We start from the raw sequence: 14532 nt of genomic DNA, 5'->3' as shown, positions 1-14532 counted from the left end.
TATGCCTTGTGTTTTATTAATCAAAGCATTCAACAACTGAAACAACCTGCGCAGGAGGCCAGTTAATGGATAGTTATATCGCGATTACACTGTTTGGCTGTTTTTTTGTGCTGGTCTTTATTGGTGTGCCCATTTCGTTCTCAATCGGTATTGCCACTGTAGCTTCAATGCTTTTGATGTTTCCCTGGGATATCGCGGCAATCACTGTTTCGCAACGACTGGCTAATGGACTGGATAACTTTGCCCTGTTGGCAATCCCCTTTTTCATCTTTGCCGGAACACTGATGAACAGCGGCGGTATTGCGATACGTTTGATTAACCTCGCCTAGGTAATGGTTGGCCGCGTTCCTGGTTCGCTTGGTCATGTGAACGTCCTGGCGAATATGATGTTTGGTTCCATTTCTGGTTCAGCCGTTGCGGCAGCTGCTGCCGTTGGTGGCACACTGAATCCCATTCAGACCAAAGAAGGTTATGATCCGGCATTTTCTACCGCTGTAAACGTCTCATCTTGTATTACTGGATTACTGATACCGCCCTCAAACGTGTTAATTGTGTTTTCCCTGACAGCTGGCGGCGTTTCTGTAGCATCGCTGTTTATGGCGGGATATTTGCCAGGGATCTTAATGGGTCTTGCGGTAATGATAGTCTGCGGCATTATTGCTAAACGCCGTGGCTACCCCCTTTCAGAAAGAGCAACCTTTGCTCAGGCCTGTAAAGCGTTTCTGGATGCCTTACCAAGTTTGCTTCTGGTGTTCATTGTGATGGGCGGCATTCTGGGCGGCATTTTTACCGCAACTGAAGCGTCAGCAATTGCCGTTGTCTACACATTTATTCTCTCGGTGCTGATTTACCGGGAAGTAAAATGGCGCCATTTACCCAAACTGATTCTGGAGTCGGTTGTTACCACTTCGATTGTATTACTGTTGATCGGTTTTTCCGTGGGCATGTCCTGGGCAATGACTAATGCTGATATTCCTTATATGATCAGCGACGCATTGATGGGGATTTCTGATAACCCACTGATCATATTGCTGCTGATTAATATCGTCTTATTAATTGTCGGCATCTTTATGGACATGACACCGGCTGTACTAATCTTTACACCGATCTTCTTGCCGATTGCACAAGAGCTGGGAATGGACCCAGTACATTTCGGTATTATGATGGTGGCCAACCTTTGTATTGGGCTGTTAACACTGCCGGTGGGTAGTGCGCTATTTGTTGGTTGTTCTATCTCGGGTGTGAAGATTCAACATTTAATCAAACCATTGCTGCCATTTTATGCTGCATTGCTAGTAGCGTTGATGATGATCACTTACATTCCGCAAATATCCTTGTTCATTCCACAGCTACTAGGGCTAATGTAAAAAATAATTTGCCGGATAACTTTTTATATTATCCGGCAAAGGCACTTAACATGAGTTACTTAATCACCCCATTGCGCCGCAGTTGTTCGGTATCTTTTTTCCAGCGTTCATTAGCTTGGTTGATATCGTCAATTTTCATCAAAATCGCGACTTTTTTACTGTTTATTTCTGAAACTTTCATCGTTAACGGATATTGCCCTTTTTCGAGCGTTACCCAGTCATCCTGCAATTTACGGCTGAGTTTTTGTGATTGCAGAAAAGTCTGTCGCCGTTGTTCGTTGATATCGAAATCTCGTTTCTGCTGAATCGGCACTTCATAACACTCTTCACTCTGTTTATGACATGCCGCAATCGCCGGTTGATAAACCTCTTTGTCATATTTAACCGCGAACGCCTCGCTATCGTTCTGTTTATTAAACTCATCACGCTGTTGGTGAATTTTTTTAAAGGCTTCTTCGCGGGTCATTTGCTTACCGTTTGCATCTTTTCCCCAATATGCATCCGCTGCTTTCTGCGCCGCCACCATTTGCTTATCAAGCGCTTTCACTTCCTTTTCCAGCGCAGGAATCGAGTTCTTCTGGGTATTCAACGCAGATTCAAGCTGACTAAAGCGATAATTGAAATCTTCGCTATTCACGATCAGATATTTATTATTCGTTTTGATATCGTCGACCACCCGCCCACGATCGCTGGCTGCCGCCTGAAAAGAGTAAAAGTTCACCGACCAGCCAGACGCGGGCGTTCCTTTACTGGTTAACATCGCCGAGAATTTTACCGGTTTATCTTTCGTCCAGGTCTGTTCGAGCAGTTCGTAATCTGCCAACTGACCGACCCAGGTATAGAGATCGTCACTGGAAGAGACATCGCCTTCCGCTGACCAGGTGGCCTGATTACCCTTAGCATCAAGATTTTTTAAGCTGATGGCATCAAGCTTGAGAATGCCGTGATACTGCTTTTTGAATTGATCTTTTAAGATATTTTCAGTTGGCGGTTCGCCATCTGCCCAGGCATTACCAGTCATCAACATAAGCAGCGCCGTGCCAACAATCCATTGCTTTTTCACCCGAAAACCCTCGCGCGGAATAATTTATTCCGGTGATTATCATTAGGGTAATGAAAATTGGCAATGGACGTAAGTCTGAAGTGAAAAAGCCCCGGCACGATGCCGGGACGAGGTGATTAGTACTGATTGAAAATCTGCTGGATCTGCTGCGGATCTTTGGTTTGCGTCAGAGCCAGCTGCAGCAGGACGCGCGCTTTTTGCGGGTTCAGCGTGCCAGAGGCGACGAAGCCGTATTTCGCATCATCCACTTCAGCATCCTGAGTGGTAGCACCCGTCGGTACGCGGGAAGAACGCACTACTGCAGTGCCGTTTTTCGCGGCGGTTGCCAGGGTGTCGAACACGGATTTATACAGGTTACCATTACCCACACCAGCGCTAACGATGCCATCATAGCCCGCATCTACCAGTGCTTTAGCCGGAAGATCGGATGCGTTAGCGTAGTTATAAACGATGCCGACTTTCGGCAGCTCATTCAGCTTAGAGACATCGAATGGCGTATCGCTGGTGTGCTTACGTGCCGGGGTACGTTGGTAGTCAATCTTACCGTTGTGAATGTATCCCAGAGGACCGTAGTTAACAGACTTGAAGGTCGCTACGTCGGTGGTGTTGGTTTTGGTGACATCGCGACCGTCCAGTACGGTGTCGTTCATCACCACCAGCACGCCACGATTAGCGGAGGCTTTATCAGCTGCGGTCACTACCGCGTTATACAGGTTGAATGGACCGTCTGCGCTCATGGACGTGGACGGGCGCATTGCGCCGACCATCACCACCGGTTTGTCGCATTTCACCGTCAGGTCGAGGAAGTAAGCAGTTTCTTCCATCGTGTCGGTACCGTGGGTAATGACGAAGCCGTCGGTTTTATCGCAGTCGGCGTTAATTTTTTTCGCCAGTGTCAGCCAGACATTATCGTTCATGTCCTGGGAGCCGATATTCACTACCTGCTCGCCTTTAACGTTCGCAATGTCTTTTAGTTGCGGCACCGCATTAACCAGATTTTCTACGCCAACTTTACCCGCTGTGTAGTTAGATTTGGTTGCGGAGTCACCACCACCGGCAATGGTCCCGCCGGTTGCTAAAATGGTGATATTGGGTAATGCCAATGCTGCACCACTAAAACCCATAACCAGTGCGGCAAGTGCCGTCTTTTTGAAAAACTCCATTTCATTCCTCCAGTTACGTGAACGCTACGCATTATCCCTTAGCTTTGTATGGGAAATTTGACGTTAAACAATTTACAACGTGAATATATTTTGGAGATCTACAAAGTTAGAGGCAGGTAACAAAACGAAGAATTAAACGGCATAAAAAAGTATTATGCCGTCTTAAAATAGAGGATTATTTTAAATTCCCGACCAGGGCTTTGCGGCTATCTTCCAGAGTCACAACGCGGCTACAAACATCTTTGCCAAACTGCTGGAAATCTTTTTCCTGCTTTTTCCACTCGGTTTGGATTGAGGATTGCAGACCGCCCAAGCTTCCCAGCACATTCTGTAATGGGTTACCGCCGCTTTTCAGCACCGCTTTCGCGCCCATTTCATTAATGCTGTCCTGTAAAATTCCGCCCATTGCCTGATTCACTAGTTGCTGGCCTTCGGCGCGAACCTGATCAATGGCTTTATAGTGGAACGTCAGGCCATCGCTGCGCGTTTCGATAATGCGATTCATCTGCTCTTTAAGCTGCGCATCAAGTTTGGTCAGACGGCTGCGCATTTTGCTGCTGTCGCCCATCTCCTGAACGATAATTTTATCCAGCGCAATACGGGCTTTCTCGACGCGGCTTTTCGCGCCTTCATCAATCCACGGCAGCGTGCTACGTAGTTCAGCCTGATAATCCTTCGCCTGCTCGCGCTGGGCGGCATTCAGGGAATATTGCTTACCGTTATACATCACGTTGCCGTCTGGCGTGATCACCAGATTGCCGTTTTCGCCCTTCACCTGCACGGTTTGCGGGCTGACAATCACATCGTCACGCGGCGTGACGCTGCACTGGTAGTCGGCGTGAGCGGTCATTGCCGTCACTGAAAGTGCTGCCGCCAGCAGCATTTTGCGCATCATAGTCTTCCCTCAAGAACAAATCAGGCCAGCATATGCTGGCCCCAGATTGATAACAAAGTACGCGTTTTCCATGCCGGATGCGGCGTAAACGCCTTATCCCGCCTACTCGATCGTGCATCTCTGTAGGCCTGATAAGCGTAGCGCATCAGGCAGTTTTGCATTTGTCATCGCCCGTATGCTTTCTTAGTCCCACCAAACGTCGAAAAGTTCGCTGGTGCGTACCTCATCCAGTTTGCACTCTTCCAGCCACTTACGCACAATCGCCTGATGTTCTTCGGTGCATTTGCCGATTTCCTGCATGCAGATCAGACCTTCCCAGGCCAGATAACCGCTGCCGTCAAAGGCCAGTTTGTTCGGTTCGATAACCTCGTTAATAAAGTCATCAACGATTTTATCAATCTGTTCTTCCGATGTACCTTCCGGGAATCGCCATGCCACCGAAAATCCTAATTCCTGGAATTCGTCGATGTGCATTTTTTTACGCAGACGACGGCTACGGTTCTTTGCCATTATTTCACCCTCTCGAACATTAAGTCCCATACTCCGTGACCAAGACGATGACCACGTTGTTCAAATTTCGTCACCGGACGTGATGCCGGACGCGGTACGTAATCATTGCTCTCTGACAGGTTTTTATAACCGTCAATAGAAGACATCACTTCAAGCATATGTTCCGCATAAGGTTCCCAGTCGGTCGCCATATGGAATACGCCCCCCAGCTGCAGTTTGCTTTTTACCAGTTCGGCAAACGGCACCTGAACGATACGGCGTTTATTATGGCGCGCTTTGTGCCACGGGTCAGGGAAAAAGAGCTGCACCATGCGCAATGAATTGTCAGGAATCATTTTATGCAGCACTTCAACCGCATCGTGACACATCACGCGCAGGTTGCTTAAACCTTCTTCATGCGCAGAAGCCAGGCACGCACCAACGCCCGGTGAATGCACTTCAATGCCGAGGAAGTCCTGCTCGGGGCGATCTTTAGCCATTGCCACCAGCGACGCCCCCATGCCAAAACCAATCTCAAGCGTCACCGGCGCTTCACGGCCAAAAAGCGCGGGGAAATCCAGCATATCTTCACTGAACTCAACGCCCATCACCGGCCAGTAATTTTCCAGCGCATGTTCCTGGCCTTTGGTCAGTCGCCCCTGGCGGCGCACAAAACTACGGATACGGCGCAGTGGGCGGCCGTTTTCATCAAATTCCGGTGAAATGACGTCGTTTTTCATAAAGATTTAGTCGCTTGTGAAAGTGTTCTGAAAACGGGCATTATCCAAAGTTAGTTGCCGGATGCAAGCATGATAAGGCCGTGGCTGCGGAAAGTTCCGGTTTACACCCTGCCGTCGCTGTGCTGCAATCTTGCCCCCAACAACAGTGAAGTCGGTGACCATGCAAGCGTCGCAATTTTCAGCCCAGGTTCTGGACTGGTACGATAAATACGGGCGGAAAACGCTGCCCTGGCAAATTGACAAGACGCCCTACAAAGTATGGCTCTCAGAAGTGATGTTGCAACAAACTCAGGTTGCGACCGTTATCCCCTATTTTGAACGCTTTATGGCGCACTTCCCGACGGTGACCGATCTCGCCAATGCGCCGCTCGACGAAGTTCTCCACTTGTGGACCGGGCTTGGCTATTACGCCCGCGCGCGCAACCTGCATAAAGCGGCACAACAAGTGGCGACCTTACACGGTGGTAAATTCCCGGAAACCTTTGAAGAAGTCGCGCCGTTACCGGGCGTCGGGCGTTCCACCGCAGGCGCGATTCTCTCGCTTTCTCTGGGCAAGCACTTTCCGATTCTCGACGGTAACGTCAAACGCGTACTGGCGCGCTGCTATGCTGTAAGCGGCTGGCCTGGGAAAAAAGAGGTCGAGAATAAACTATGGAGTTTGAGCGAGCAGGTGACGCCCGCGGTCGGCGTGGAACGGTTTAATCAGGCGATGATGGATTTGGGCGCGATGATTTGCACGCGTTCGAAGCCGAAATGTTCGCTCTGTCCGCTACAAAACGGATGTATTGCCGCCACCAACAATAGCTGGTCGCTTTATCCGGGCAAAAAACCGAAACAGATGCTGCCGGAGCGCACCGGCTACTTTCTCCTGTTACAGCACGAAGATGAAGTATTGCTGGCGCAGCGTCCGCCGAGCGGATTGTGGGGCGGTTTATACTGTTTCCCGAAGTTTGCCGACGAAGAAAGTTTGCGGCATTGGCTGGCACAACGGCAGATTGCTGCCGATAACCTGACGCAACTGACCGCGTTTCGCCATACCTTCAGCCATTTCCACTTAGATATTGTGCCTATGTGGCTTCCCGTGTCGTCATTCACCGGCTGCATGGATGAAGGCAATGCGCTCTGGTATAACTTAGCGCAACCGCCGTCAGTTGGCCTGGCGGCTCCCGTGGAGCGTTTGTTACAGCAGTTACGCACTGGCGCGCCGGTTTAGCGCGTGAGTCGATAAAGAGGATGATTTATGAGCAGAACGATTTTTTGTACTTTCCTGCAACGTGAAGCAGAAGGTCAGGATTTTCAGCTGTACCCCGGCGAGCTGGGAAAACGCATCTATAACGAGATCTCCAAAGAAGCCTGGGCGCAGTGGCAGCACAAACAAACCATGCTGATTAATGAAAAGAAACTCAACATGATGAATGCCGAGCACCGCAAGCTGCTGGAGCAGGAGATGGTCAACTTCCTGTTCGAGGGTAAAGAGGTGCATATCGAGGGCTATACGCCGGAAGATAAAAAATAAAAACAGTGCCGGAGCACGCCTCCGGCAGCTTGCATAAAAACAAACACAACACGCACCCGGAATGATGAAAAAATATCTCGCGCTGGCTTTGATTGCGCCGTTGCTCATCTCCTGTTCGACGACCAAAAAAGGCGATACCTATAACGAAGCCTGGGTCAAAGATACCAACGGTTTTGATATTCTGATGGGGCAATTTGCCCACAATATTGAGAACATCTGGGGCTTCAAAGAGGTGGTGATCGCCGGTCCTAAGGACTACGTGAAATACACCGATCAATATCAGACCCGCAGCCACATCAACTTCGATGACGGTACGATTACTATCGAAACCATCGCCGGGACAGAACCTGCCGCGCATTTGCGCCGGGCAATTATCAAAACGTTGCTGATGGGTGACGATCCGAGTTCGGTCGATCTCTATTCCGACGTTGATGATATTACAATTTCGAAAGAACCTTTCCTTTACGGTCAGGTGGTGGACAACACCGGGCAGCCGATTCGCTGGGAAGGTCGCGCAAGCAACTTCGCGGATTATCTGCTGAAAAACCGTCTGAAAAGCCGCAGCAACGGGCTACGTATCATCTACAGCGTCACCATTAACATGGTGCCGAACCACCTTGATAAACGTGCGCACAAATATCTCGGCATGGTCCGCCAGGCGTCACGGAAATATGGCGTTGATGAGTCGCTGATTCTGGCAATTATGCAGACTGAATCTTCCTTTAACCCGTATGCGGTCAGCCGTTCCGATGCGCTGGGATTAATGCAGGTGGTACAAAATACTGCCGGGAAAGATGTGTTCCGCTCGCAGGGGAAATCCGGCACGCCGAGCCGCAGTTTCTTGTTTGATCCTGCCAGCAATATTGATACCGGCACCGCGTATCTGGCGATGCTGAACAATGTTTATCTCGGCGGAATTGATAACCCAACATCGCGGCGTTATGCCGTCATCACCGCCTATAACGGCGGCGCAGGCAGCGTGCTGCGAGTCTTTTCGAATGATAAGATTCAGGCTGCCAATATTATTAACACCATGACGCCGGGCGATGTTTATCAGACGCTGACGACCCGCCATCCCTCTGCGGAATCTCGCCGTTATCTTTATAAAGTGAATACCGCGCAAAAATCCTACCGCCGCCGATAATTCCATTAACCGCCCCTGACGATGCTCAGGGGCAAAAATGTTATCCACATCACAATTTCGTTTTGCAAATTGGGAATGTTTGCAATTATTTGCCACAGGTAACAAAAAACCAGTCCGCGAAGTTGATAGAATCCCATCATCTCGCACGGTCAAATGTGCTTTTTCAAACACTCATCCGAATCACGATGTGAGGAAATTAACATGAATCTTAAGCTGCAGCTGAAAATCCTCTCTTTTCTGCAGTTCTGTCTGTGGGGAAGTTGGCTGACGACCCTCGGCTCCTATATGTTTGTTACCCTGAAGTTTGACGGTGCTTCTATTGGCGCAGTTTATAGCTCACTGGGTATCGCCGCGGTATTTATGCCTGCGCTACTGGGGATTGTGGCCGACAAATGGTTAAGTGCGAAATGGGTATATGCCATTTGCCACACCATTGGCGCTATCACGCTGTTCATGGCGGCACAGGTCACGACGCCGGAAGCGATGTTCCTTGTGATATTGATTAACTCGTTTGCTTATATGCCAACGCTTGGGTTAATCAACACCATCTCTTACTATCGCCTGCAAAATGCCGGGATGGATATCGTTACTGACTTCCCGCCAATCCGTATCTGGGGCACCATCGGCTTTATCATGGCAATGTGGGTGGTGAGCCTGTCTGGCTTCGAATTAAGCCACATGCAGCTGTATATTGGCGCAGCACTTTCCGCCATTCTGGTTCTGTTTACCCTGACTCTGCCGCATATTCCGGTTGCTAAACAGCAAGCGAATCAGAGCTGGACAACCCTGCTGGGCCTCGATGCATTCGCGCTGTTTAAAAACAAGCGTATGGCAATCTTCTTCATCTTCTCAATGCTGCTGGGCGCGGAACTGCAGATTACCAACATGTTCGGTAATACCTTCCTGCACAGCTTCGACAAAGATCCGATGTTTGCCAGCAGCTTCATCGTGCAGCATGCGTCAATCATCATGTCGATTTCGCAGATCTCTGAAACCCTGTTCATTCTGACCATCCCGTTCTTCTTAAGCCGCTACGGTATTAAGAACGTAATGATGATCAGTATTGTGGCGTGGATCCTGCGTTTTGCGCTGTTTGCTTACGGCGACCCGACTCCGTTCGGTACTGTACTGCTGGTACTGTCGATGATCGTTTACGGTTGCGCATTCGACTTCTTCAACATCTCTGGTTCGGTGTTTGTCGAAAAAGAAGTTAGCCCGGCAATTCGCGCCAGTGCACAAGGGACGTTCCTGATGATGACTAACGGCTTCGGCTGTATCCTCGGCGGCATCGTGAGCGGTAAAGTTGTTGAGATGTACACCCAAAACGGCATTACCGACTGGCAGACCGTATGGTTGATTTTCGCTGGTTATTCCGTGGTTCTGGCCTTCGCGTTCATGGCGATGTTCAAATATAAACACGTTCGTGTCCCGACAGGCACACAGACGGTTAGCCACTAATTACGCAAAGAAAAACGGGTCGCCAGAAGGTGACCCGTTTTTTTATTCTTACTTCAACACATAACCGTACAATCGTTTCATGCCATCCGCATCGGTTTCGCTATAGACACCTTGCAACTCCGGCGAAAATCCCGGCAACAAATTCACGCCTTCTTCCAGCGCAAGGAAATAACGTTGAACCGCCCCACCCCAGACTTCCCCGGGTACCACGCAAAGCACGCCAGGTGGATAAGGCAACGCCCCTTCTGCCGCAATTCGCCCTTCGGCATCACGAATCCGCACCAACTCCACTTCACCGCGAATATAAGCGCTATGCGCATCCTGGGGGTTCATCACCACTGACGGGAAACTCTGCTGGCGGAACATCGCTTTTTGTAGGTCTTTGACGTCGAAACTGACATACAGATCGTGCATCTCCTGACACAACTGGCGCAGGGTGTAGTCGCGATAGCGCACCGGATATTTGTTATAAACGCTCGGCAACACCTCAGCCAGCGACGAGTCATCCTCAATATGCTGTTCAAATTGCGCCAGCATCACCACCAGTTGTGCCAGCTTCTCGTGGCTTTCCGCCGGAGTTAATAAGAACAGAATGGAGTTGAGATCGCACTTCTCCGGCACAATGCCGTTCTCACGCAGATAGTGCGCCAGAATCGTCGCCGGAACGCCAAAGTCGCTATATTCGCCGGTTTCGGCATTGATACCTGGTGTAGTGAGTAACAGCTTGCACGGATCAACAAAATACTGATCCGCGGCATATCCTTCAAAGCCGTGCCACTTCGCCCCCGGCTCAAAACTGAAAAAACGGCGGTCGCTGGCTAACACTGATGTCGGATAATCCTGCCACAATTTGCCATCAACAACGGGCGGGATAAACGGGCGGAACAGCTTACAGCGCGCAAGAATAGCCTTGCGCGACTCAATACCCAACTCAACGCACTCAGCCCACAGCCGACGCCCACTCTCCCCTTCATGAATTTTGGCGTTAACATCCAGTGCAGCAAACAGCGGATAGAAAGGGCTGGTAGAAGCATGGAGCATAAAGGCGTTATTCAACCGCTTATGCGGGCAAAAACGCGCCTGTCCGCGGATATGGTTATCTTTTTTATGGATCTGCGACGTCTGTGAGAATCCAGCCTGCTGTTTGTGCACCAACTGGGTCACAAAAATCCCCGGATCGTTTTCGTTAAGTTCTAACAGCAGCGGCGAGCTATCCGCCATCATCGGGATAAACTGTTCGTAACCGACCCACGCGGAATCAAACAGAATGTAATCACAGAGATGCCCAATGGTATCGATCACCTGACGGGCGTTATAGACAGTGCCGTCATAGGTTCCCAGCTGAATAATCACCAGGCGAAACGGGCGCGGCAGGTCGGCTTTTTCTGGCGCAACGTCGCGAATTTGCTGGCGCAGATACTCTTCATTAAAACAGTGCGCATCAATACCGCCAATGAAACCAAACGGGTTACGTGAAGCTTCCAGATAGACCGGCGTCGTCCCCGCCTGAATCAGCGCGCCGTGATGATTCGACTTATGGTTGTTACGGTCGAAGAGCACCAGATCGCCACGCGTTAACAGCGCATTCGTCACCACTTTATTCGCTGCCGATGTGCCGTTCAGCACAAAATAGGTTTTATCGGCATGAAAGACTTTGGCTGCGAATTTCTGCGCATCTTTCGCCGATCCTTCATGAATAAGCAGATCGCCCAATTTTACGTCAGCGTTACACATATCGGCGCGAAAGACGTTCTCACCAAAGAAATCGTAAAAATGGCGTCCGGCAGGATGCTTTTTAAAGAACGCACCATGTTGATGTCCAGGGCAAGCAAAGGTGCTGTTGCCCATCTCAACGTACTGCGTCAGCGTGTCATAAAACGGTGGCAGCAAATTCTCTTCATACTGACAGGCTGCGGATTCCAGCTCCAGCCACTGCTGCTCGTTGCCGTTGATTACCGCCGTAACGCCCGCAGGTAATTCAACAGCATGTTCGGAATACAAAAACACCGGTAGATGAAAACCGGTGCGCTTAAGCAACGCAAGAATGCCACTGCGACTATCCGCAGCGGTAATGACGACTGCCGCGACGTCCGTAAAATCAGTATCTCCCAACGCCACCACGCGGCGATGAGAAGAAAGTCGGGATACCAGTTCACTACTGGCGGCAATATTCATTGATTTCATAAGCGCAAACCCGTTTCGGGGAAGTAAGAATACCGGACAAGGTGGAAAACCCTGCCCCATGAGATATGGGTCAAACTGGTCACCAGCTCCGACCGCCAGACATCAGTAAAAGCAGAAACGCTCTGATTTTACTGTTGTCCTGCAGTGAGCGTGCGTTAACTTCACCGCATGAGCAGTAACATAGAAAGGGAAACGTTTCGCGCGAAACGGCGATAAGCGAGAGAATGTAAGGAGATGGCGTGCATCGGGCAAACTCCGTACAGAGAGGAGAAAATTCGCGCAATCATGGCACCTTTCGCTAAGGCGTGCAAGCCAGGACTTTGCGACCAGACAAGCCATCAACAAGGCAAAAAGTTCATAATAAGAAAATCAAACAATACAGCTAACAGGAACTCTTGTGGTCATCGGCCCTTTTATCAACGCTAGTGCAGTCTTACTGGGTGGCGTTCTCGGCGCACTGCTCAGCCAACGCTTACCGGAACGTATCCGCGTCTCCATGACATCTATTTTTGGTCTGGCATCGCTGGGGATTGGTATTTTACTGGTTGTGAAATGCGCCAACCTTCCAGCGATGGTTTTAGCTACGCTACTTGGCGCTCTAATTGGCGAAATTTGTTTGCTGGAGAAAGGTGTCAATACAGCAGTCGCCAAAGCACAAAATCTGTTTCGTCACTCACGTAAGAAGCCAGCGCATGAATCTTTTATTCAGAATTATGTCGCGATTATTGTCCTGTTTTGCGCCAGCGGCACCGGGATCTTCGGGGCGATGAACGAAGGGATGACCGGCGATCCGAGTATTTTAATCGCCAAGTCATTTCTTGATTTCTTTACGGCGATGATCTTCGCCTGCTCGCTGGGTATTGCGGTGTCGGTAATTAGTATCCCATTACTGATCATCCAGTTAACGCTGGCGTGGGCTGCCGCGCTGATATTACCGCTGACCACACCGTCGATGATGGCAGACTTCAGCGCCGTAGGCGGTTTATTGCTGCTGGCAACCGGATTACGCATCTGTGGCATTAAAATGTTCCCGGTGGTCAACATGCTTCCAGCACTCCTTCTGGCAATGCCGCTTTCCGCCGCCTGGACCGCCTGGTTTGCCTGACAATGCGTGCAATAGCGGCAAAGTGATGATAGATTGTGCAGTCTGCAGTAAATTGAAGAAATTTGATTGACGAGACGAGGCGAATCAGGTTTAATGCGCCCCGTTGCCCGGATAGCTCAGTCGGTAGAGCAGGGGATTGAAAATCCCCGTGTCCTTGGTTCGATTCCGAGTCCGGGCACCACTACTTAGAAGAACCAGCCTACGGGCTGGTTTTTTGCTTTCTGGGGTTCTGGTAGATATCCGGTCACTTTGAATGCTGATGTCACTGCTTTACCTCTTCCATCCAGCCTGAACATTTCTTCTAAGTAGCCCCCTTCTGGTCACTGTGGCCTTTTCTGTCAAACTTCAAATCCCCAATAGACACTATTTCCACATGAGCACCTGGCTAACGGATTCATTACTGCACGGATACATCCGGTCTTTGTCCGGTCTGAAGTAAAACGCATACCACCTGCGTTGGCCCCTCCTCAGTCCCCCCCTACATCAAACCGAACATTTTTCACTCTGATTGATTTAGCTTTAGTCAACTTTTGGGTGTTATGCCTACTATATCAATATGATCCATAGGGGATTATGGCCAGACTACCGGTAATACCGAGAGACAGGATCTCAATCGGAGATAGAACGTTCTGCAAAACGGGGCTTACAGAAAATCCCTAAATGACCTGCAACCTCCAGCCCATTGCATATTATGATAACAGTGAATATTTTGGTTAAGTCGCGCCCCGCAAAAGGTGGAAAGCAATTTAACAAATTGAATTAAAAGGGTTTAACCGCAAAATGGACGCAACCGGCAACACGACAGTCACCTGCCTGAGTCACAAAATGAAGTACAAAGAAGTCGCCTGCGGTAAGCAGCGGATGCACTGGCTGGCGCTGCAGTTCGTGGATGAGAACAACAACCCAGTTTCCGGTCTCAACGTGCAGCTGGAGTATCATCCACGGGCAATGGCGGCAGAGCTGGCTCTGTGGGCCAGAGGCAGACACACTCAGTTTGACCCCACACCGCCGCCCCCACCTGTCGGTGTCACTGACAGTCAGGGTCTGGTACGGTTTGATGACTTGTACTGAATTAAAGCACCTAAAACAAACATTTATATCGCAACAGTTAAATAGAATGGATAATCGGTAATAAAATGGTCCTTGAGTGCGTTAGATCAACATCAAAATAATTAAAATACCCATGCATTTTTTTAAGATATGGTTTTAGATCAGAATGAGATTAAAAGGGAGAGAAAGTCATAGCCTTATTTGATGTCAGAAACCAATGCGTGGAAGTTAGAGCATTACGGAAAAAAGCCTGACATACTTAACGGGCAGGCATAGAGGTGATCTCATTGAATTTGTTAGCGCAATCAGTAGATCACAAAACTCTATGCCTGTCTTCTTTTCTGGGGACTCCTCAGCC

13 protein-coding genes, 1 tRNA gene and 2 pseudogenes are annotated in these 14532 nt (G+C 49.6%); 9 read left to right on the top strand and 7 right to left on the bottom strand.

Features of this window, described 5'->3' with window-relative positions:
- Both ACUU1I_RS15595 and ACUU1I_RS15590 read left to right on the top strand, forming a co-directional pair.
- A pseudogene (locus ACUU1I_RS15595) lies at nt 1-66 on the top strand (TRAP transporter small permease); the annotation flags it as partial.
- Nucleotides 66-1367 (top strand): annotated as a pseudogene (locus ACUU1I_RS15590) (TRAP transporter large permease). The pseudogenes ACUU1I_RS15595 and ACUU1I_RS15590, both read left to right, overlap by 1 nt.
- Before the next feature lie 55 nt (nt 1368-1422).
- Here the strand turns inward: ACUU1I_RS15590 and ACUU1I_RS15585 are convergent.
- The 5 genes from ACUU1I_RS15585 to trmB all read right to left on the bottom strand — a co-directional run bounded on the left by ACUU1I_RS15585 (nt 1423) and on the right by trmB (nt 5717).
- Nucleotides 1423-2430, bottom strand: coding sequence for a DUF1202 family protein (locus ACUU1I_RS15585; protein ID WP_000745205.1), 1008 nt, complete (start codon nt 2428-2430; stop codon nt 1423-1425).
- 116 nt (nt 2431-2546) lie between these two features.
- Nucleotides 2547-3593 carry an L-asparaginase 2 gene (gene ansB, locus ACUU1I_RS15580; RefSeq protein ID WP_000394115.1) on the bottom strand — a complete coding sequence of 349 codons (1047 nt, stop codon included), beginning with the start codon at nt 3591-3593 and terminating at the stop codon, nt 2547-2549.
- A 175-nt stretch (nt 3594-3768) separates the two neighbouring features.
- Nucleotides 3769-4488 (bottom strand): YggN family protein, encoded by a 720-nt coding sequence (locus tag ACUU1I_RS15575; protein WP_000984792.1) that lies wholly within the window; start codon nt 4486-4488, stop codon nt 3769-3771.
- Nucleotides 4489-4671: 183 nt separating this feature from the next.
- On the bottom strand, nt 4672-4998 hold the full coding sequence (locus tag ACUU1I_RS15570; protein WP_001107556.1) for a YggL family protein: 327 nt from the start codon (nt 4996-4998) through the stop codon (nt 4672-4674).
- Nucleotides 4998-5717, bottom strand: a complete 720-nt coding sequence (gene trmB, locus ACUU1I_RS15565; RefSeq protein WP_000786911.1) for a tRNA (guanosine(46)-N7)-methyltransferase TrmB — start codon at nt 5715-5717, stop codon at nt 4998-5000. The genes ACUU1I_RS15570 and trmB overlap by 1 nt, the downstream gene beginning before the upstream one ends.
- 160 nt (nt 5718-5877) lie before the next feature.
- On the opposite strand from trmB, the gene mutY reads away from it, so the two are divergent.
- The 4 genes from mutY to nupG all read left to right on the top strand — a co-directional run bounded on the left by mutY (nt 5878) and on the right by nupG (nt 9835).
- Complete coding sequence (gene mutY, locus ACUU1I_RS15560; RefSeq protein WP_005070846.1) at nt 5878-6930, top strand: A/G-specific adenine glycosylase; 1053 nt, start codon at nt 5878-5880, stop codon at nt 6928-6930.
- A gap of 27 nt (nt 6931-6957) precedes the next feature.
- Nucleotides 6958-7233: an oxidative damage protection protein gene (locus ACUU1I_RS15555; protein ID WP_000091700.1), complete on the top strand. Its 276-nt coding sequence runs from the start codon at nt 6958-6960 to the stop codon at nt 7231-7233.
- Between the two features lie 64 nt (nt 7234-7297).
- Entirely contained in the window at nt 7298-8377 is a 1080-nt protein-coding gene (gene mltC, locus ACUU1I_RS15550) for a membrane-bound lytic murein transglycosylase MltC (protein WP_005064048.1), read from the top strand.
- Nucleotides 8378-8578: 201 nt separating this feature from the next.
- Nucleotides 8579-9835 (top strand): nucleoside permease NupG, encoded by a 1257-nt coding sequence (gene nupG, locus ACUU1I_RS15545; RefSeq protein WP_001049793.1) that lies wholly within the window; start codon nt 8579-8581, stop codon nt 9833-9835.
- A gap of 48 nt (nt 9836-9883) precedes the next feature.
- On the opposite strand, the gene speC is transcribed toward nupG, so the two are convergent.
- Nucleotides 9884-12019, bottom strand: coding sequence for an ornithine decarboxylase (gene speC / locus ACUU1I_RS15540; RefSeq protein WP_005070847.1), 2136 nt, complete (start codon nt 12017-12019; stop codon nt 9884-9886).
- 161 nt (nt 12020-12180) lie between these two features.
- On the bottom strand, nt 12181-12264 hold the full coding sequence (gene yqgH / locus ACUU1I_RS15535; protein WP_211180506.1) for a protein YqgH: 84 nt from the start codon (nt 12262-12264) through the stop codon (nt 12181-12183).
- A gap of 152 nt (nt 12265-12416) precedes the next feature.
- On the opposite strand from yqgH, the gene ACUU1I_RS15530 reads away from it, so the two are divergent.
- The 3 genes from ACUU1I_RS15530 (at nt 12417) to ACUU1I_RS15520 (ending at nt 14195) form a co-directional block, all read left to right on the top strand.
- Nucleotides 12417-13124, top strand: a complete 708-nt coding sequence (locus tag ACUU1I_RS15530) for a DUF554 domain-containing protein (protein WP_000234514.1) — start codon at nt 12417-12419, stop codon at nt 13122-13124.
- 105 nt (nt 13125-13229) lie between these two features.
- Nucleotides 13230-13305: transfer RNA gene (locus tag ACUU1I_RS15525), tRNA-Phe, on the top strand.
- Nucleotides 13306-13949: 644 nt separating this feature from the next.
- Nucleotides 13950-14195, top strand: a complete 246-nt coding sequence (locus tag ACUU1I_RS15520; protein WP_000875412.1) for a hypothetical protein — start codon at nt 13950-13952, stop codon at nt 14193-14195.
- The last annotated feature ends 337 nt before the right edge of the window (nt 14196-14532 follow it).

The sequence above is a fragment of the Shigella sp. SIG3 genome, from assembly GCF_053555855.1.
This window is presented reverse-complemented; position numbering and strand designations above follow the sequence as displayed.